The 21,787-nt window shown below is 43.4% G+C and carries 11 protein-coding genes and 2 rRNA genes; 4 read left to right on the top strand and 9 right to left on the bottom strand.

Going from position 1 to position 21,787, the window contains the following annotated elements:
• Window positions 1-115: 115 nt before the first annotated feature.
• Both C2869_RS07305 and C2869_RS07300 read right to left on the bottom strand, forming a co-directional pair.
• Window positions 116-2,988 (bottom strand): 23S ribosomal RNA (locus C2869_RS07305).
• A gap of 296 nt (window positions 2,989-3,284) precedes the next feature.
• A 16S ribosomal RNA gene (locus C2869_RS07300) occupies window positions 3,285-4,814 on the bottom strand.
• The 16S and 23S rRNA genes sit together here, the layout of an rRNA operon.
• Before the next feature lie 721 nt (window positions 4,815-5,535).
• Between C2869_RS07300 and C2869_RS07295 the strand changes: the two genes are divergently transcribed.
• The gene (locus C2869_RS07295; protein WP_108602320.1) at window positions 5,536-7,032 is read left to right on the top strand and encodes an AbgT family transporter; all 1,497 of its coding nucleotides are present in this window, start codon (window positions 5,536-5,538) and stop codon (window positions 7,030-7,032) included.
• Window positions 7,033-7,173: 141 nt separating this feature from the next.
• On the opposite strand, the gene C2869_RS07290 is transcribed toward C2869_RS07295, so the two are convergent.
• Complete coding sequence (locus C2869_RS07290) at window positions 7,174-8,259, bottom strand: mechanosensitive ion channel family protein (RefSeq protein ID WP_108602319.1); 1,086 nt, start codon at window positions 8,257-8,259, stop codon at window positions 7,174-7,176.
• A 250-nt stretch (window positions 8,260-8,509) separates the two neighbouring features.
• Here C2869_RS07290 and C2869_RS07285 point away from each other — a divergent pair, with 250 nt between their 5' ends.
• From C2869_RS07285 to C2869_RS07275, 3 genes are all read left to right on the top strand, one after another.
• The gene (locus C2869_RS07285) at window positions 8,510-8,755 is read left to right on the top strand and encodes a YfhL family 4Fe-4S dicluster ferredoxin (RefSeq protein ID WP_108602318.1); all 246 of its coding nucleotides are present in this window, start codon (window positions 8,510-8,512) and stop codon (window positions 8,753-8,755) included.
• 175 nt (window positions 8,756-8,930) lie between these two features.
• Window positions 8,931-9,803: a cation diffusion facilitator family transporter gene (locus C2869_RS07280; RefSeq protein ID WP_108602317.1), complete on the top strand. Its 873-nt coding sequence runs from the start codon at window positions 8,931-8,933 to the stop codon at window positions 9,801-9,803.
• A gap of 241 nt (window positions 9,804-10,044) precedes the next feature.
• The gene (locus tag C2869_RS07275) at window positions 10,045-13,197 is read left to right on the top strand and encodes a chondroitinase-B domain-containing protein (RefSeq protein WP_199915635.1); all 3,153 of its coding nucleotides are present in this window, start codon (window positions 10,045-10,047) and stop codon (window positions 13,195-13,197) included.
• A gap of 141 nt (window positions 13,198-13,338) precedes the next feature.
• On the opposite strand, the gene C2869_RS07270 is transcribed toward C2869_RS07275, so the two are convergent.
• From C2869_RS07270 to C2869_RS07245, 6 genes are all read right to left on the bottom strand, one after another.
• Window positions 13,339-15,705, bottom strand: coding sequence for a glycosyl hydrolase family 28-related protein (locus tag C2869_RS07270; protein WP_159084080.1), 2,367 nt, complete (start codon window positions 15,703-15,705; stop codon window positions 13,339-13,341).
• A 699-nt stretch (window positions 15,706-16,404) separates the two neighbouring features.
• The gene (locus tag C2869_RS07265) at window positions 16,405-17,067 is read right to left on the bottom strand and encodes a GntR family transcriptional regulator (protein ID WP_108602315.1); all 663 of its coding nucleotides are present in this window, start codon (window positions 17,065-17,067) and stop codon (window positions 16,405-16,407) included.
• Window positions 17,068-17,218: 151 nt separating this feature from the next.
• Window positions 17,219-18,313: an SMP-30/gluconolactonase/LRE family protein gene (locus tag C2869_RS07260; RefSeq protein WP_228710797.1), complete on the bottom strand. Its 1,095-nt coding sequence runs from the start codon at window positions 18,311-18,313 to the stop codon at window positions 17,219-17,221.
• 180 nt (window positions 18,314-18,493) lie between these two features.
• Window positions 18,494-19,159, bottom strand: coding sequence for a bifunctional 4-hydroxy-2-oxoglutarate aldolase/2-dehydro-3-deoxy-phosphogluconate aldolase (locus C2869_RS07255; RefSeq protein ID WP_108602314.1), 666 nt, complete (start codon window positions 19,157-19,159; stop codon window positions 18,494-18,496).
• Between the two features lie 2 nt (window positions 19,160-19,161).
• Window positions 19,162-20,466 (bottom strand): MFS transporter, encoded by a 1,305-nt coding sequence (locus C2869_RS07250; RefSeq protein WP_108602313.1) that lies wholly within the window; start codon window positions 20,464-20,466, stop codon window positions 19,162-19,164.
• A gap of 15 nt (window positions 20,467-20,481) precedes the next feature.
• Window positions 20,482-21,636 (bottom strand): mandelate racemase/muconate lactonizing enzyme family protein, encoded by a 1,155-nt coding sequence (locus tag C2869_RS07245; protein WP_108602312.1) that lies wholly within the window; start codon window positions 21,634-21,636, stop codon window positions 20,482-20,484.
• Between the last annotated feature and the right edge of the window lie 151 nt (window positions 21,637-21,787).

The raw sequence follows: 21,787 nt of genomic DNA, 5'->3' as shown, positions 1-21,787 counted from the left end.
CGTTTAGTATTTATTAATAGGGTCTTTAGTGTCATTTCTCACACGACCTCCATGGATGGAGGAAGTGCAATGTAATTGTCTGGAACAATTACTGCCAAAGCCACTTCGGCGTTGTATGGTTAAGCCTCACGGGCAATTAGTACAGGTTAGCTCAAAGCCTCACAACTCTTACACACCCTGCCTATCAACGTTGTAGTCTCCAACAACCCTTTAGGGACTTAAAGTCCAGTGAGAACTCATCTCGAGGCTCGCTTCCCGCTTAGATGCTTTCAGCGGTTATCGATTCCGAACATAGCTACCCGGCAGTGCACTTGGCAATACAACCGGAACACCAGAGGTTCGTCCACTCCGGTCCTCTCGTACTAGGAGCAGCCCCTCTCAATTCTCAAACGCCCACGGCAGATAGGGACCGAACTGTCTCACGACGTTCTAAACCCAGCTCGCGTACCACTTTAAATGGCGAACAGCCATACCCTTGGGACCGACTTCAGCCCCAGGATGTGATGAGCCGACATCGAGGTGCCAAACACCGCCGTCGATATGAACTCTTGGGCGGTATCAGCCTGTTATCCCCGGAGTACCTTTTATCCGTTGAGCGATGGCCCTTCCATTCAGAACCACCGGATCACTATGACCTGCTTTCGCACCTGCTCGACGTGTCTGTCTCGCAGTTAAGCTGACTTCTGCCATTGCACTAACCGTACGATGTCCGACCGTACTTAGTCAACCTTCGTGCTCCTCCGTTACTATTTGGGAGGAGACCGCCCCAGTCAAACTACCCACCAGGCAGTGTCCCTATTCCCGATTCAGGGAACGAGGTTAGAACATCAAACATACAAGGGTGGTATTTCAAGGATGGCTCCACAATATCTGGCGACACTGCTTCAAAGCCTCCCACCTATCCTACACATGTAGGCTCAATGTTCACTGCCAAGCTGTAGTAAAGGTTCACGGGGTCTTTCCGTCTAGCCGCGGGTACACAGCATCTTCACTGCGATTTCAATTTCACTGAGTCTCGGGTGGAGACAGCGTGGCCATGATTACACCATTCGTGCAGGTCGGAACTTACCCGACAAGGAATTTCGCTACCTTAGGACCGTTATAGTTACGGCCGCCGTTTACCGGGGCTTCGATCAAGAGCTTCTCCGAAGATAACCCCATCAATTAACCTTCCGGCACCGGGCAGGTGTCACACCGTATACGTCATCTTGCGATTTTGCACAGTGCTGTGTTTTTAATAAACAGTTCCAGCCACCTGGTCACTGCGACTGTCGTTCGCTTACACCGCAAGGGCTTAACAAACAACAGCGTACCTTCTCCCGAAGTTACGGTACTATTTTGCCTAGTTCCTTCACCCGAGTTCTCTCAAGCGCCTTAGTATTCTCTACCTGACCACCTGTGTCGGTTTGGAGTACGGTTCGAATATATCTGAAGCTTAGCGGATTTTCCTGGAAGCATGGCATCATTCACTTCAACTCCGTAGAGTCTCGTCTCGTATCTCAGCCTTAGAAAACCGGATTTGCCTAGTTTTCCAGCCTACATACTTTCACGTGGACTACCAACGCCACGATGAATTAGCCTTCTCCGTCCCCACATCGCAATATATTCAAGCACGGGAATATTAACCCGTTTCCCATCGACTACGCCATTCGGCCTCGCCTTAGGGGCCGGCTTACCCTACCCTGATTAGCATGGGATAGGAAACCTTGGTCTTTCGGCGTGGAGGTTTTTCACCCCCATTATCGTTACTCATGTCAGCATTCGCACTTCTGATACCTCCAGCAAGCTTTACAACTCACCTTCAACAGCTTACAGAACGCTCCCCTACCCCACATGCAAAGCATGTAGCCGCAGCTTCGGTGCATAGTTTAGCCCCGTTACATCTTCCGCGCAGACCGACTCGACCAGTGAGCTATTACGCTTTCTTTAAAGGGTGGCTGCTTCTAAGCCAACCTCCTGGCTGTCTATGCCTTTCCACATCGTTTCCCACTTAACTATGACTTTGGGACCTTAGCTGGCGGTCTGGGTTGTTGCCCTCTTCACGGCGGACGTTAGCACCCGTCGTGTGTCTCCCGGATAGTACTCATTGGTATTCGGAGTTTGCAAAGGGTTGGTAAGTCGGGATGACCCCCTAGCCTTAACAGTGCTCTACCCCCAATGGTATTCGTCCGAGGCTCTACCTAAATAGATTTCGGGGAGAACCAGCTATCTCCCGGCTTGATTAGCCTTTCACTCCGACCCACAGGTCATCCCCTAACTTTTCAACGTTAGTGGGTTCGGTCCTCCAGTTGATGTTACTCAACCTTCAACCTGCCCATGGGTAGATCGCCGGGTTTCGGGTCTATACCCAGCAACTCAACGCGCAGTTAACACTCGCTTTCGCTACGGCTCCCCTAAACGGTTAACCTTGCTACTGAATATAAGTCGCTGACCCATTATACAAAAGGTACGCAGTCACAACACGAAGTTGCTCCCACTGCTTGTACGTACACGGTTTCAGGTTCTATTTCACTCCCCTCACAGGGGTTCTTTTCGCCTTTCCCTCACGGTACTGGTTCACTATCGGTCAGTTAGGAGTATTTAGCCTTGGAGGATGGTCCCCCCATCTTCAGTCAAGATATCACGTGTCCCGACCTACTTAATATGGATATTACACTTTTTCGCATACAGGACTATCACCTACTATGGTCAAACTTTCCAGAATGTTCTGCTGAAGTGTAATATCTCGGCTGAACCCCGTTCGCTCGCCGCTACTAAGGGTATCTCAATTGATTTCTTTTCCTCCGGGTACTTAGATGTTTCAGTTCTCCGGGTTCGCCTCTTACACCTATGTATTCAGTGCAAGATACTCCTAAGAGTGGGTTGCCCCATTCGGAAATCCTGGACTCAACGCGTTTTATCAACTCGTCCAGGCTTATCGCAGATTAACACGTCCTTCATCGCCTCTAACTGCCAAGGCATCCACCGTGTACGCTTAGTCACTTAACCATACAACCCGAAATAACCTTTCGATTATTCAAATCGTATAAATCAAAATGACACTTTCACGCGCCTATTAAATTTTGAATACTAAATTCACTATATGGATGAACTTATTACTTTTGCCTAATTGTTAAAGAACATTTGGTTGCCTACAAGGATGTAGGTATATCGAATTCGTCAGGAACGAAATTCGATGAGAAACCAAACTGATTAACTCAATTTAGATGAGTCAATGATTTGGTCTCTAACCACTTTGGTAACTGCTTATCTGTGTGAACACTCAGTAAATTTCAAGTCTTAGGTAAGGAGGTGATCCAGCCCCAGGTTCCCCTAGGGCTACCTTGTTACGACTTCACCCCAGTCATGAACCACACCGTGGTGAACGCCCATTATTAAGCTATCCACTTCTGGTGCAGCCCACTCCCATGGTGTGACGGGCGGTGTGTACAAGGCCCGGGAACGTATTCACCGCAGCATTCTGATCTGCGATTACTAGCGATTCCGACTTCATGGGGTCGAGTTGCAGACCCCAATCCGGACTACGAACGGCTTTAAGGGATTCGCTAACCATCGCTGGCTCGCCGCCCTCTGTACCGTCCATTGTAGCACGTGTGTAGCCCATCCCGTAAGGGCCATGATGACTTGACGTCGTCCCCACCTTCCTCCGGTTTGTCACCGGCAGTCTCCTTAGAGTTCCCGACCTAATCGCTGGCAACTAAGGATAAGGGTTGCGCTCGTTGCGGGACTTAACCCAACATTTCACAACACGAGCTGACGACAGCCATGCAGCACCTGTCTCTACGCTCCCGAAGGCACAAAAGCATCTCTGCTAATTTCGTAGGATGTCAAGGGATGGTAAGGTTCTTCGCGTTGCATCGAATTAAACCACATGCTCCACCGCTTGTGCGGGCCCCCGTCAATTCATTTGAGTTTTAATCTTGCGACCGTACTCCCCAGGCGGTCTACTTAGTGCGTTAGCTGCGCCACTCACGTTTCAAGAACACAAACAGCTAGTAGACATCGTTTACGGCGTGGACTACCAGGGTATCTAATCCTGTTCGCTACCCACGCTTTCGAACCTCAGCGTCAGTCACTGTCCAGGGGGCCGCCTTCGCCACTGGTATTCCTTCAGATCTCTACGCATTTCACCGCTACACCTGAAATTCTACCCCCCTCTACAGGACTCTAGCCAGACAGTTTTGAATGCACGGCCGAGGTTAAGCCCCGGTTTTTCACATCCAACTTATCTAGCCGCCTACGCTCGCTTTACGCCCAGTAATTCCGATTAACGCTCGCACCCTCCGTATTACCGCGGCTGCTGGCACGGAGTTAGCCGGTGCTTCTTCTGTTGCTAACGTCACATCATACGGGTATTAACCGCACAACTTTCCTCACAACTGAAAGTGCTTTACAACCCTAAGGCCTTCTTCACACACGCGGCATGGCTGCATCAGGGTTTCCCCCATTGTGCAATATTCCCCACTGCTGCCTCCCGTAGGAGTCTGGACCGTGTCTCAGTTCCAGTGTGGCTGATCATCCTCTCAGACCAGCTAGGGATCGTCGCCTTGGTGAGCCATTACCTCACCAACAAGCTAATCCCACTTGGGTTGATCTAAAGGCGAGAGCTAAAAGCCCCCTTTAATCCGAAGATACTATGCAGTATTAGCCATCGTTTCCAATGGTTATCCTCCACCTCAAGGCACATCCCCAAGCATTACTCACCCGTCCGCCGCTCGTCATCTTCTAGCAAGCTAGAAATGTTACCGCTCGACTTGCATGTGTTAGGCCTGCCGCCAGCGTTCAATCTGAGCCATGATCAAACTCTTCAAAAAAGTAAATCTGGGTCTCAATGAATTCTGATTTTTTACTCAACAACCAAAGTCGTTGAAGTAAGTTTTAAGACTGTATAAGTCACTCATTCTTCATCAAGTAATTTTTTATACCTGAATATTTACGAGTGCCCACACAGATAAGTAAGCTACCAAATTGTTAAAGAACTGCACTTTTAAAGTGCTTCCTCAAGACCAGCGCCCTGAAGTGAGGCGCGCATTCTACGCTAAACCTCTTTGATGTCAACAGCAGTTTTAAACTTTTTTGACATCGTTTTTTCGACGTTAGCTTTTTAGCTATGGGTAACAAAACTTGGTAAAACCGTTTGTTTGCTGCCCCGTCGTTGTGTGGCGCGCATTTTAGGGAGTTTTCATTTTTGGTCAAGCACTTTTTTGAAATAAATTTGAAATAATTTGACCTTTTGTCTTTTTGCTCAAATACTGCGCTATATACGGTCAAATAAGGCCTTGATGTAAATAGCCTGTTATAAAAACTCACTTTTTAGGCTTCTTAATTAGAAAATTCACCATTTAAGCTATTTTTCTATCTTTTTAAGTAAGGCCGAAAGTTTATCTTTTACGATTTTCAATTGATAAACCAGTAATATCTTAATTGCTTAATGTAACAACGAACACAGTTGCTAGTTTTGGCCAATTGATTTGCGAATAGATGATGCGTATCTTTAATTCAAACCTTACTTAGTTAATAAAAGATAATTCAGTTATGCAGCAAAGCTTATTAGTAAACTCATTAGTTAAACTCGAACGTTTAGCAAACAAACTTCCGCACCCTGTATTGTTGTTTATCTATCTTATATTAGTCGTATTGGTGTTTTCTGCGCTTGGCAGTTATCTAAATTGGCAGGCCCTTCATCCCATTACAAAACAACCTTTAGTCGTTACAAACTTATTATCTGTTGAAGGGCTAAATTTATTTTGGTCTAAAATGGTCACCAACTTTACCGGTTTCGCGCCTGTAGGCTCTGTCATGATTGCCCTACTGGGTTTAGGTATAGCGGAAAAGAGCGGATTGATAGATGCTGTATTATCTCGAATGGTATTAAAAGCAAAAAACAATGCGCTGACGTTGATGGTCGTTTTAGCTGGCATTCTTTCAAATGTCGCGGTTGATTCGGGTTACGTTATTTTAATTCCATTGGCAGGCGTACTTTTTCATACTGCAGGTCGTCATCCTGTTATCGGTATAGTCGCCTGTTTCGCGGGTGTCTCTGCTGGCTTTAGCGCTAATTTTTTAATTGGTCCGTTTGACGCGATAATGGCTGGTATCACTCAAAACGCTGCGCAACTAATTAATCCCCAGATAGAAATTAACGCCGGTGCTAACTATTGGTTTATGGCTGCGTCAACTTTAATAATAGCTCAGGTGATCACTTTCATCGTCAACCGGCTAATTGAGCCCGTGATCACCCAACACAGCTATCAAGTGCCATCAGAAAATATAAATACGGTTAGTAGTACTCAAGTTAAATCTAACGCTAGTTTATATACGTTAGCCACTTTAGCTTTGATCGTTAGTTTAACCCTAATCGGATTGCTACCAGAAAATGGCGTACTACGTAACCCAGAGACTCAAGGTATACTCGATTCTGTATTTATGAAAGGCATTGTCGTTTATATCGCACTTGTTTCCGCTTGTTTGGGATGTGTGTACGGCTATAAAAAAGGCAGATTCAATTCTTTTAGTGATGTAGTCCGTGCAATGGAAGAAAGCTTTGCTAGTTTAAGTGGCTATCTCGTACTGATGTTTTTTGCCGCTCAATTTGTCGCTTTATTCTCTTGGAGCGGTATTGGTCAAGTGCTCGCAATTCAAGGAGCTGAATTACTCCATGCGTTAGACATCAACCGTCTCGCCCTACTCATTGGCTTCATGATAATGGTAATGTTGCTTAATTTATTTATTGGCAGCGCCTCTGCCAAATGGGCATTAATCGCCCCAACGTTTGTTCCTATGTTTATGTTACTAGATATCGATCCGGCCAAGACTCAGGCTGCTTATCGAATTGCAGACAGTAGCACAAATGTAATTACCCCATTAATGCCCTATTTGGCAGTCGTTTTAGCTTTTGTGCAACGCTATATCCCTAATGCAGGATTAGGAACCTTAATCGCGTGGATGTTCCCGATTTCTATCTCGATCGCGTTTATATGGACGATACTTTTTGCTGTATGGTGGTTAACGGATTTGCCTTTTGGGTTTTAACTGTTGGTATTGAAATTTAATGTGAAGATTATCTTGATAACCAGTGCTTACAAGGAAGTAAGGTGCTGAGCTCCAAACCGACACTTTAAATAAGCCAGCATTTAACTTCTTTCATTTTATAAAATAAGTTTATTGGCAACTTTACAGGACTTTATTAGCGCCTTCTTGCTCTAGATTAATGGCACTAATGGGAAACGGAATAACAATACCCTCTTGCTCATACCGTTTATGTAAAGCTTTTATAAAAGCTGATTTAAGCCAGAAACGATTAAAATACTCTTTGGCTCGTAACATTACCGTAAAGTTAACACTTGAATCACCAAACGATGTGTAAACAACAAAGGTTTCATAATCGGTTACTCCCCAATCATGGTCTGTTAAGACAGTTTTAGCGACTTCGAGTGTGACTTTTTCAACAAACTCCAAGTCAGAATTATAGTGAACGCTGACATCAACAGGCACCGACAACTCTTTTTCTGGGTAAAAATAATTAATAACCTTAGATTGCGATAACACACTGTTAGGTATAATGACGGTATTATTAGGAAGCATCCTGATCCACGTAGAGCGCCAGCCTATTTTATCAACAAAGCCTTGTTCACCTGAATCGAGTTCAACAAAGTCACCAATGCGGATTGGTTTATCCATAATTAATTGAACACCAGAGAATAAGTTTTCTAGTGTTGGCCTTAACGCCAATGCAATGGCAAGTGAGGTAATACCTAATGAAGCAATAATAGGGGTAACTGAAATGCCAAGTGTACTGAGCAAGGTTAACAATCCAACACCGAATACTATACCGTGACTAATGGCTTGAATCACCCCCCGGCTATTTCGCAAGGTAATTGAATGCTTAGCAAATTTTCTAACCAACTCATAAACAAATCGATCAATAAACAAAACAACAGCTAGCACTAACAAAATTTTATATACAATTGTCAGCCCGTTATCTGGCATCCACGAAAAAATGTATCCATTATTTGAATACAATCGACTACCTAATACCAAACCAACACATAAGATAACTAAGTCCAATGGCGTTTTGGTGGACTTAATAATCAATTGCGTTACATCATTGCGTTTTCTAGCCGCTAATTTCATCAGTTGCACAAAAATAATGCGTTTGATAAAAAGTAGTCCCGCCATAAGGATAAATACGATAGATAAATCAATTAGCCAACTCGGAAACAGGCTAGCGATCTCTTCAAAAATGGTGTTTTTATCCATAAAGACCTCAAATTGACAAATGGATAAGCAAGCACATGCAATCTTGTGTCCAATTAGCCGTTTATATGCAGCCTTAGCTAAGCCAATAAAAATTCGCAAAGTCGAGCAAATAACAAGAAAAGTTTGATATGTGTTAAATAAGCAAAGGGAGGAAATAGGCTAAAATGGATAACAAACAATGACAATATAAATAGACAAACGCACTTCATCTACCTTTGTCCTTATTACATTTTCAAAGGAAAACAATGCCATGGCCCTACTAATAGAATCCAACTGTATCAATTGTGATATGTGCGAGCCTGAATGCCCTAACGAAGCCATTTTTATGGGTAAAGAGATATACGAAATTAATCCAGATAAATGTACGGAATGTGTCGGTCACTATGACGAGCCACAATGTGTTGCCGTATGCTCGACTGATTGCATTATCCAAGATCCTATACGTAAAGAAACCACAGAACAGCTTGCCGAAAAATTTGTCGCATTAACCAGTTAATGCTTTGTGACGAGCATTTATGCTTGCATAATTGGTGCTATTCTCAAAGAAGCAATCAATTTCGTATACTTGGAAGGTCCACGCTGGCCTCGGTAAAGGTCGAGAATCTAAGGTAATATTAAAATAGGAAAGCAAATCTCCAGCCACTTTAGCCAATCAAACCTAGGAGACTTTTTTGTCAGACAACAGCAACTATAAACGCTTAGTTAAGCTTGCATCCTATGCCGCCATTAGCGCGGCATTACTCATGTTACTCTTTAAAGGCTTTGCTTGGTATGTAACTGGCTCGGCAACCCTATTGGCTTCCTTGTCTGATTCTGTGTTTGATATGTTGGCATCATTAACCAATCTTATTGCCATTCGTATCGCGCTAACACCAGCCGATGATAATCATAAGTTTGGTCATGGTAAAGCAGAGGCCATAGCAGGTTTAGCACAAAGCGCTTTTATTCTCGGTTCCTGTGTGTTGTTGGTATTACACAGCGTTGAAAAGCTTGGGCAAACGAGCACCTCTATCGCGTTTCCGGTTTGGGGAATTTATGCCAGTTTATTCTCAGTGTTAGTCACTGGTATTTTAATTATTTTTCAAAGCTGGGTAGTAAAGCAAACCAATAGTTTGGCGGTTAAAGCAGATAGCTTGCATTACCGTAGTGATCTACTCATGAATACAGGAGTGCTGGTATTATTCAGTTTAGTCGCATTCGGCTATCAAGGTTTCGATGGCTGGTTTGCGATTGCCATTGCGATATACTTAGTATCAGGCGCTTGGCAAATTTTAAAACTGTCAGTCAATGCCTTGATGGATCACGAACTTGAATCTCATGTAGTGGAACAAATAACACAACAAATTTCACAAGTACAAGGCATTAAAGGGTTTCATGATTTACGCACTCGTGATGCAGGTCATACTTGGTTTGTGCAATGTCATCTTGAAATAGACAAAACATTACCACTAGAACAAGCCCATGCTATCACTACCAATGCGGAATTAGCACTAAAACAACGCTATCCCAAAATAGAAGTTATTTTGCATCAAGATCCAGTTTAATCACACGGCACGTATCCTTTAAATTTTAAGTTTCCTTATAGTCTCACCTATCCATTTCTGAAAATAACTAAATATAAATCTGCTCCACCTCAACTTGATAAGCGAGGAAGCGCCGTCTAATTGGTAAAAACAAACAAACTAAAAACAACGTTAAATTAACATTGACATTACATTTTTGATCAACCAATAATACATACCAAATGTAGACTTAACTAAAATTGGAATGACCAAAGGTGAAGTTATGATAAAAAGGACCAGCTTAGCAACATTTTTAACAGCGGCATTAATGGGTTGCGGATCGGGTAGTGAAGACACCACCACTGTAGATGATGATATTCAGCAACCTAAACAAAATACGGCAGCCAAGATCACAGGTGATATCACGGCCACGGTTACCGAACCCAACGACATCACAGTAAACCGCCAGTTGACTATTGACGATCCAGATGAAGGCGAAGCGCAATTTACCGTCGTACCAGCCACAGCTAGCCAGTATGGTACTTATGAAGTCAGCGCTAGCGGTAACTGGATATACGAACTTGATCGCACCAACGCCGATGTTAAAGCGCTTAGCTTAGGTCAAACCATTACAGACACCTTTCAAATTAGCTCAGTTGATGGCACCAAAGTCACCATTAACATAAAAATAAACGGTGCTGAAAATCAACAAACCAACCATGCGGCCACTTTTAGCGGTGACAGTGCGGTAAGTATTAACCAAAACCACAGTCAAGCGGTTTCAGGCAAGTTAACCGTTAGCGATATCGACACAGGCGAAGACGCTGTCCAAGTACAAACTAACGTTAGTACCACATATGGACAATTCTCAATTGATAGTAGCGGAAATTGGAATTACCAATTGAACGTAAGTAAACCAGAGATCAGTAATTTAACTGACGGTAATCAACTGTATGAGGATATTTACATTTACTCGGTTGATGGCACCGCCAGTGCAATCTCGATTGAGGTCAAAGGCATCGCAAGCCAACCATCAATTGTGACAACGCCGGATGATACTGTCCCAACCATTAACTGTACGCAAACAGTAAACTCAATATACCAGCTAGAAAGCGCAGCTAGTTTCACGATGACGCCTGGTGAAACCTTATGTTTAGCCGCAGGCAACTATACTGGACTCGATTTAGAGTTTGGTGGCGTGGGTAGTGCGGATAAACCTATCACCATCGCGGCTGAAGAGCCCGGTAAGGTCATCATAGGTGGTGAAGTTGCGGTGGCGATGACAGGTGAATACGTGGTGTTGCAAGGCTTTGTGTTTAAAGATGGTACTATTGACAACACCATCATTCAAACTCGTGCCAACAGCAGCACGCCCTGTAATTACTGCCGTATTACCGAAAATGCCATTATCGACATGGATGAAGGGTTAACTGACAGTACAAAATGGTTGTATATCTATGGTGCATACAACCGAATCGATCACAACTGGTTTGCGGGTAAAACGACCCGTGGCGCTTTGTTAGCGATCGACCGCTATAAGCCCGATGGTGTCGATATAAAAGACATGGAAGTGGACCATGCCATTATCGACCATAACTATTTTGGTGATCGCCCTCCAGTCAATGGCCAAGCCTATGCCGCCAGCAGTGATAACGAATATGAAGCCATTCGCATTGGCACCAGCGATTCGCATATGGGCGACTCGTATAGCCAAGTCAAATACAACTATTTCGAGCGCATTCAAGGTGAAGCTGAGGTTATCTCTAACAAATCCGGTAACAACACCATTAGCCATAATACGATCCGCGATAGCTACGGATCTATTGTTACTCGCCACGGTGAATACGCCACTATTAACAATAACTTTATTTTTGGTGACGACCACCCATTCTCAGGCGGTATTCGTATTGTCGATGGAAATCATACAGTGGTAAATAACTATGTGCAGGGAGCGCGTTATCAAAACTCGAATTGGAATGGAGGCATTGTATTAACCAGTTCAAACGGTTCAACTAGCAATGGCTATCAGGATGTTGAAAACGTTTTAGTGGCACATAACACCATAGTCGACAGTGTAAACAGCTTAAATGTATTTGGCGGTAAAGAAAGTACCAAAGCCGATAGTGTTTATTTTGTCAATAATCTCATTGCCAATGCAATAGGTGCTGTTGTCAAAAATGCCAATGACATGCCGAGCAACTCGACCTTTTCTAACAATACGGTTTATGGTCAAAGCTTAGCTGACAACGGTGCTAGCTCTATTAGTGGTTTAACTTTTAGCGATCCTCAACTAGAGCTCGCCAGCGACAACCTATACCGCCCTAGTAGCAATAGCAGCTATTTAGACGCCGACACCAATGTAGCAATAGGTAACTTTACCTTACCAACCCATGACATGGACGGCCAATCGCGCTCATCTACGAACCTAGTCGGTGCCGATACCTCGTCAAACGACAGTGTCACAATGGCCCCACTGACAGCCAGCCAAGTTGGGCCGAAAAGCTATCGACCAGCCTACAGTAAAGGCTATGTGAAAAAAGTGATGATAAGCAATCACGACTTTGACACAGGTGATACATCAGGTTGGACAAATAATGGCGCACAGATCACCTCAGATACGCAAGATGTTTTTTCTCGAGGCGCGAGTATTAAATTAGATTCGGTCAATGCCAATATAGAACAAAATGTCTATATACAAGCCAATACGTACTACACCTTTTCAGCATTTATTAAAGGTATTGGTCGTTTAAGTGTCGTGGTTGACGGCCAAACCTATAGTACAGATGTCAATAACAGCAATTATCAATTTACCAGCGTTAGCTTCCATTCAGGTAGTGCAACCCAAGCCACATTGCGCGCCGTCATGGACGACACCGTAAAACAAAAGGCGAATATTCTTAATGCAAATTTTGATAACAAGCAAACGGATTGGCAAGTGTATGAAGGTTCTGGCATAGGTCAGGTGCAAGATTCGAGCAATTCAGCCTCAGGCGCAGATGGCTCTATTAAATTTAAGTACGACAGCACCAAAGGGGATAATGGTACGCCACATGATCCTTACATCGCGCAAGAAATCGATGTGTTAGCCAACACTGACTACACCTTATCTATGTACGTGCTGGAAAAAAGTAACAAAGACGCACAAGTTAAATACGGTGTTTACACAACGGATATCGCCAACATTTTAGCCAGTCATATTGCTGATGTTAGTCAATTAGGTGATGCACCTAAAGGGGATGACAGCTTTAGACAAACAACCCTGACATTTAACTCAGGCACTAATACCAAGCTAACTGTGTTCGCGCAGTATCAAGGAGATGGCTCAGAGATCCGAGTTGATGACTTTAGCCTAACCTATGATGGCAGTCCTATCGCAGGCGATGTGGCATTATTCGATAGCTTGCGTTTAGTGTCGCACACTCAAGCAGCCAACTAGCAACAAAATAGGTTAAATTAAAAAGGCGGCTAGCTCAAAGAGCGAGACCGCCTTTTACAGTCTTCTCGCAAGATTACCCTCTAAGTGCCTTCACGTTTTACGTGAAAACATCCAAGGTCGAATGTCCCTTATTTATTCGATTTACTTGTTCCAGCGACTATTTGGGCAAGCACTCATACCATAATAACTACAGACACGAGAGCTTGATGTATTGTTATCTACCGTAACGTGCGAAGGCGTTGGATAGCCACTCATATTTAGATTATGAATATTGACATCAAAGTCGTAGCTTTTGCCATCAACTGTTTTATCTATCACACCACCTAACGATGGGCCTAAGTATATTTGTCCTTGCTTTGACCATTGGCTAGTCGTTGGTAAACATACGTTGTCACAGGTAGGGTTGCTTAATTCAAAGTAATCCAACTGATCTTGCTTAAGATGAGCATCTGTACCAAATGTTGCGTTAACATTATAGATATCAGACGTTTCGAAGGTGCCGGGTTTAAGGCCGTAGTTGTTGTAAACATTGGTTAAACAGTTGCCAACATCATTAATTCGCGCAGCCCAACGCGTACCGCCATTGCCACGTGCATATGGCGTAGCCGCACAGCCGCTACCTAGCTCAGCGTTCACCGCCGCTTTCCAACTGTCTCTTGTATGGGTTTCGTTAGCAGGACTAAACAGTTCAACATAGCCGGTATCAACCCGCACGGCAAAACCACAACCGTTAGCCTCTACCCCGTTGACTTGCACCGCACCGTTTTGCATGAAGTGTGGGCCAAACATAACTGCTGCTAAACCATCTGTACATTTGATATTTTCCGCGTAAATGTTACGAATACCGCCTTGTTTTAAGTCTTTCATCACAAGGTTATCGGTTTCCATGCGCAGTGTAATACCGCCCTCACCGTCTAAATCACGAAACAGAATATTATCAGCGCCATAAGTTTGAATAACACCGTAACCAAATAATGCATCGGTTTGGGTAATTTTTTCGATAATACCGTCTTTAGGCCAATATAAATTATTACCTTTACGTGTCACACCAACTAAAAACGATGCGAAGATGGTTTTTTTATCTTTGATACGAATATTAGAAATTTTGAAGTTTTGCATATCGCCCATGTTAAACACGGCGAGATTCGGATCGTTCGATTGAGTAAAATCCACCACAAAACCATTATTGCGTCCAATCAAACTAAAGTTTTCCACTTTCGGCTCGGTAACACCGTCACGCACGGTTCCCAATTCAAAAATACGGTGGTTGCGACCATCGCCATTCCAAGTTGGGTAAATAGTAGCACCGGATGCAATATCCAAATGCACGTTAGAGCGTAATTTGACATCCAGTAAATAGTAATCGCCCGCCGGAATAAATAACTTACCGCCCTGTGGCAATGCGCTAATTTCGTCTAGTGCTTGCTGCAGTAAAGCCGTGTCATCTGAGGTATCAGAGTTATTGACACCATAGTCGTTAACCAAGTTAAAAGTGCCGCTTGACTGGGTTGGCTCAGTATAAAATTGGCTATCAACAATAGGTGTGGGCCCTGATCCACCCGCCCCTTGTGGCGTACCAATAATATTTAACTCATTGACACCAACGCGCTCATCCGTAGACGCCTGAAAATACACGCGCATTTTATCGGTCGCATAGTTGCTAGCTATTGGATAAACAGGGGCGAAGCTTGTGCTGTTATGCGCTTGCCAGCCTGCTATATCTTGCCATGCACCGTTTTGCCAGCCTTGTATTTTCCAACGCGATACCGCATACGGATAGACATTATCTTCTAGGAACGAAATATCAAAATTGCTGTATGTCGCACCGAAGTCAAACTCCATATACACTTCGCGGGCGCTAGATTGACCGATATTAGTGTCAACATCATCTAACACGTTAACATGATTGCTCCACCACGCTGGAGTTAAATCGGTTAAGTTAGCCGTGGTTGCTAATTCAACAGTTGAAGACACGGGATCACCCGCTATGTTCAATTCGTTTAATCCCACTTCATTGCCACTACCGGCTTGGAATAAAACCCGCATTTTGTCTGTTCTATAACTGCTATCTATTGGATAAGCCGGATCGAGATCAGTACTGTTGTGAGCTTGCCAGCCCGAAGGTAAATCAGTCCACTGACCATTTTGCCAACCTTGTACTTTCCAGCGAGAAACCGCATACGGATAACTATTATCTTCTAAAAAGGTAATATCGAAGTTGGTATGTTGGCTAGCAAAATCAAACTCAAGCCAAACATCAGATGCCGTGCCGCGCGAATTAGCTCTTGCTTCATTACCATTATTACCATCATAGGCATTAGCATAGTTACCTTGCCATGCACTGCTGTGATCGCTGTAAGTAGAAGGCTTTGCTAAATCAGCAGCATAAGCTTGTCCTACCACCAAAGCGAAAGCGCTTGCACTTATCGCCAAACCTTTTCTAACTATTGACGTATTTTTAATTATTCTTTTGTTTACGCCACGCAGTTTATCATTTCGATTAATCATAGTGCTTCCCATTTGTCATTTCTCATTTGCCAATGTGTTTTGTGTATGAGTGTGCAAAACGCGTTTCTATAGAGATATTTGTTAGATGCTTAATGTTAAATACCTAATATTGAGCATCTAACATCAGTCACTGAACAAGCGATTGCCCAAATAACTTATCACAAAAAAAGATAATTTAAACACCCATTTCAATATTTTTAACAAGATAATAACATTGAATACATATGATGTATTCAATGGATTGAGCTAAGCTCTTGATTTAATTGCTATAAAGAAGTGAATGATAGAAAGTAAAAATTTTCGTAACTATAGACAAAGCGATCGGGTTTTAGGGGCAGGTTTCTAGTTCCAGACGAAACCTAAGTACTTACATCCATGTAAGCAAAGCCGTCAAAGCTACCGCGTCCTGCTATCGCCCCTCGCTTAAAGCGCCTACTTTTGGTACCTGCATCCGTGCAGGCAGGAACCCAGTGGCTTTTACTTAAACCAAACTATGTTTATCCAACAAAAGTCGCTGGCTCCCCGCATGCGCGAGGATGACGAGGGTATTTTCCTAAGCCTAGGTGATAAAATTTCAACCTTTTGACGTAAAAGAACGCTTCTGAAACTTGTGATCAAGAGACAGATCTGCACCCATGCAAGCTCGGCAAAGATGAGTTAATTAGCAATAAGGCACGTAAAACATATTACGCTGAGTAGTTATAAGTAACGCGACCAATACTGACCACTATGTGAAATATGGCCATTAAGAATAGACAAAGCTTGATCAACATCGCGCTTACTGATGGCTTGGATCAACTGCCTATGCTCCGAAATACTTTGCTGCATACGCGATTGAGTTAACGTTAAGCTGGCGTGCATGGCGTGTAACATTAAACGTTTTTGCCGCCATAGCTCGACTGTGGTTTGGTTATAATGACAGCTGTAAATATACCAATGAAATTGATTATCGTAGGCTCGATAAGTTAAGTGCTCGGCTTCGGTTAGCTTTTCCATTTCACCTTGAATGGCTATTACTTTTTCCAGTTGCTCTTGGCTATGTTCAGTGACAAACCACTCAAGCAAATAAGGCTCTAACAACGCAAGTAACTCAAATACATCGCGCATAGTCGCATATTCAAATTTTGCGACCCGGGCACCACTATTGGGCTGTACAGTAACAAACCCTTCTCCTTGTAACTGTTTTAATGCCTCACGAACAGGATTGATACTTGTGTGATAACGCTTGGCCAAACTCGTGGTGACTAGGCGATCACCACTGATATACACGCCTTCGGCAATGTCATTTAATATTTGCGCATATATTGAATTATCATTTAATAACAATGGAGACATTGCTGGCGGCGTAACAGGTTCTGGCATAGTTTTATACAAAATAGAGTGGCTGAAGTTGTGTTTGCAAGGTAATAAAGCTAAAGCCCAACCCGCAACAATATGGATCGTCGTGTATTTTAAACAAGGTGGCTAACTTAAGCCACCTGAGCTTTAATTTTTATCCGTTTAAGTTTTGTTGTTACTTAAGTGGTATGCGCATTAAGGTGTCATGCGCACTTAAATACAAGGCTTTTTCGTTTTCTGCTAGCGTGCAGTTGGCGGTTAATTTACCCGTTTTAACTTTAGCAATGACTTGCCCTTTGGGGTTAAATAGCCAAACGCCATCTGGCCCTGTCGCAAACAACGTGCCGTTGGAATGCACCGCCATACCATCAGGTAAACCGTGTGGTTTTTGATTAGGCTGTTTAGCATCAAAAAACACACGCTTATTCGTCACTTGGCCATTATTAGCAACATCGTAGGCATACCAAACTGGGTTATTAATATCAGAAACGGCCACATATAATGTTTTGCCATCTGGTGACAATCCAATACCATTAGGGAAGGTGATCTCGTCATCCAGTAAGGTTAATTGCCCTTGGTTACTCAAACGATACACGCCCTGAAAATCTAACGCTTTGCGCTCATCTTGTAAGATTTTGGCCAAACCATAAGGAGGATCCGTAAAGTATAAGTTACCTTGGCTATCATAAACGGCGTCGTTAGGGCTATTTAAGCGCTTACCTTGATAATAGCCAGCCAAGGTTTTGAACTTAGGTTGCGGTGCGCTTAACGCACTTTGCATAACCGCTACACGCCTATCACCTTGCTGCATTAACACTAATTGATTTTGTTGATTGAGCAGCAAACCGTTTGAACCTTGGCCATAATCCCCATCAACTAACCCCGTTGCACCGGAAGGCTGTAAATATAAAGCCGTGCCTTGGCCCGGAATATATTGATAAATTTTGTTGTTGGGAATATCCGAAAATAGCAAATAACCTTGACTCGCTAAACTCGTATCGGCAACCCACAATGGGCCTTCTGTCCACTTGTATCCCTCGCTTAGCACTTGCAATGGCGTATCTGTTGATAAAAATTGCTCTGCTTCTGCAGAGTAAATTTCAACGCTATTGTTAATCACACGGATTGGCTGATGCTCAACAGTGACAGGCTCGTGTTGCGTCATTTGACAAGCGGTTAGGCCACTAGCAAGCGTTAAAAGCAACACTTGGCTTAGCCAAGCGTTTTTAGTTTTGCGCTTAGTTTGCTTTAAAAGGTTTATTTTCATCATAGTTTTTATTTTACTTACCTGTTTAGTATTGATGCTGATTATTGCCTTGCGCATTCGGCAAAGGACGAAGCGACAAATGTTATTAGCGCCTCGACAAAGATTGCAAATAATCAAGCTAGTCTGTAACTGCCCTGCTGCTTTTGTCGAAATAAATTTCGACATGTTCCAACTCGCTGACTGCTAAATCGGTACTTGATCTAAATACTTTTTCACATGAGCAATGCGTTGCAGTTTGTCCTGTTCGCTATAAACCGCTTGCGTTAAGTCATTACCTACGCCAACGCCCACAGCACCGGCAGCAAACCAATCTTGAACATTATCAACATTAACCCCTCCTACTGGCATTAAATCAATGTCTGAATAAGGGCCTTTTAAATCTTTAAAATAATCAATGCCCATAGAGCCTGCGGGAAACACCTTAATAAAATCGGCTCCGCAGTCTAATGCCGCAATAATGTCTGTCGGCGTTAGCGCCCCCAAAAGAACAGGCACTCCCTGTTGATGAGCATATTCCACAATTTCGGGTTTAGTATTGGGTGTTACTAAAAACTGAGCACCGGCCGCGATCGCCAGTCGAGCTCGCTCTAAATTAATAATAGTACCAGCCCCAATCAATACATCTGGGTATAAATCGCGAGCTTGGTCTATGGCATCAAGATAACACGGCGTATTGGCTGTCACTTCTAACACTTTAATGCCACCAGCGACTAAGCATTCAATCACTGGTGCTATCTCTTCAAACTTAGCTAAACGAATAATTGCGACAAATTTAGCGGCGCGAATAAGTTCTGCACTATGCTGACGCTGAATTTGTTTATCTTGGATTTGCGGGTTGAGCTGAGTCATATTTAATCCTCTAACTTGTCGATTTTGCCGACTAAAAATAGGTAAGAACAGGTGCCGATAGCCGCTAAGCTCGCAATAAACAGAAGTGCCGGTTTAAAGTCACCGTCATTAACTAACCAACCAATCACAATAGGTACGGTGACCGCTGACAAGCCTCCTATTGCATTAAAGCAACCACCAACTAAGCCAACCAAGCGTTTGGGTGCCAATAACGATACAAACACCCAAGCAATAGACGACAAGCCATTACCAAAAAAGGCAATCGATAAAAAGGTAATAATCCAAAACGTATCGTCGGTATAATTGGCACCGACTATACACATGCTAAGTAACATACCGATCACTATCGGCGTTTTACGTGATACTTCTTTCGAGATCCCACGTCGGACTAAAAAGTCTGATAAAAAACCGGATACCAACACACCACAAAATGCGGCTAAAAAGGGCAAAGAGGCTAAAAAGCCTGATTTAATAAAATCAAGATTGCGATATTCAACTAGGTAAGTAGGAAACCAAGTGAGGAAGAAAATTAACACGCCACCTAAACAGAATTGCCCAATATAGATCCCCCAAAGCTTTTTACTAGAAAAAACCTTAACAAAGTCGGCGCTGCTAAATTTAGGCTTTTCTTCAGCTTGTTCTTTATTAGTATTTTCTTGGTCGGTTTTATCTTGCTCAATTAACGCAAGTTCTCGCTCGCTAACGTTTGGATGATCTTGTGGATCACGATAAAACACATACCAAATTACCGCCCAAACAATGCCAATTAGCCCCGAGATAATAAACAACCCTCGCCAGCCGAACTGATCTTGGATCAAGGCCAATACTGGCATTAAAAACGCTAAACCAATAAATTGGCCTGAGGTGTAAATAGCAATGGCAGACGCCCGCTCGTTTTCCGGAAACCAGCTAGTGACAATTTTGTTATTACAAGGGTATGAAGGCGCCTCAAACACCCCTATTGCCATACGACAACCAATTAACGCGGCAAAAGAGCTAACCAAGCCTTGTACTAATGTCGCCAATGACCAAGCGATGAGAATAAATGGATATAAAATCCGCACTTTGACAACATCCACCGCCAAGCCACCGGGTATTTGCAATACGGAGTAAGTCCAACCAAATGCGGAAAAAATTAAGCCCATTTGCACCGCAGATAAGGATAACTCATCCGACAAAGCAGAAGCCGCCACAGAAATATTGGTGCGATCCATATAGTTGATCACTACGCTAATAAAAATCAGCACTAATATTTGATAGCGTTTGTGGCTTGTGGCAATTGAATTTTCTTGCGAAACAGTTTGCATTTTTGCGCTCCGTTTTTACCAGTTTGTATAAGAGCCATCAGCCTTGTGCAACCTTGGCGCTTCCCAGTATTTAAAGTCTAAATCTTTAATCAGATCTTCATTAACATCGATACCTAGCCCAGGTTCATTTAGTACAGGTAATGCATTGCCAACCACTTGAGGGCGATTTACAAAGAACTTATCGTAGTCGCTCATGTCACCATCATAAGGCGGTAATTCCAACCAACTTAAGTTATTAATGGCTGCACAGTAATGAATAGAAGCTGCGGTACACACTGGGCTTAACGGATTATGTGGCATCATGTCGATATAATGCAGTTCACACATCGCTGCTATTTTCATTGATTCAGTAAAACCGCCCGCATTGCAAATATCGACTCGGCCAAAATTGGTTAACGCCGCATCGGTATACGGCATAAAGTCCCACTTACTGGCAAACTCTTCTCCTATCGCAAACGGCACATCACACATACTGCGCAACGCTTTATAAGCTTGTGGCGATTCATCACGAATAGGTTCCTCGATAAAATCGATAGTGCCCGTTGGCATACGTTGTATAAATGAAACCGTTTCAGGCACAGATAATCGATGGTGATAATCGATACCTAGGGTGATCTCCTTACCCAATACTTCGCGGGCTTTAATTAACCATTCTGCACATTGACTGATTGATTGGCGTGGCTCAAATAACGTAGGTTGATTAGCCGTACCATGTACCCCAGTGGTTGTGCGTAATACTTCCCAACCTTGCATTTTTAGTTTTAGCAAGTCGTCAATCAGTTCCGGTCCCATGGGTTTAATGCTTGTCGCAAACAAGGGGATCGCTTCTCGTTGTTTACCACCCAATAATTGATAAACCGGTACGTTTAAACTTTTGGCTACCAAGTCATGCAAAGCAATATCAATAGCAGCAATAGCAGCAGAGAGTACTCGTCCGCCTTCAAAATATTGGCTACGGTACATCTCTTGCCAAAGTGCGCCAATATTGCGCGGATCTTGACCAATTAAAAATTCACGGAAATGTTCAACCGCGCCTATTACCGCTCTTTCGCGTCCTGATAATCCTGATTCGCCCCAACCATAAATACCTTCATCGGTTTCCACTTTAACTAAACAAACATTACGAAAGCAGGCCCAAAAGCCGTATGCTTTTACATTGGTAATTTTCATTTTATTTCCTAGCAATATTTTGTAGGTCGAGGCTTGCCTCGACCCCTATTTATTTTGTGAGCATTGATGCCAATGCGGTTAACTTAAGTCCATCACAAGCATTAGTTTTGTTGGGCTTCATTCTTCAGCCCAACCTACCAAACATAGCAAG

It is taken from the genome of Saccharobesus litoralis (genome assembly GCF_003063625.1).
GTDB lineage: Bacteria > Pseudomonadota > Gammaproteobacteria > Enterobacterales > Alteromonadaceae > Saccharobesus > Saccharobesus litoralis.
This window is presented reverse-complemented; position numbering and strand designations above follow the sequence as displayed.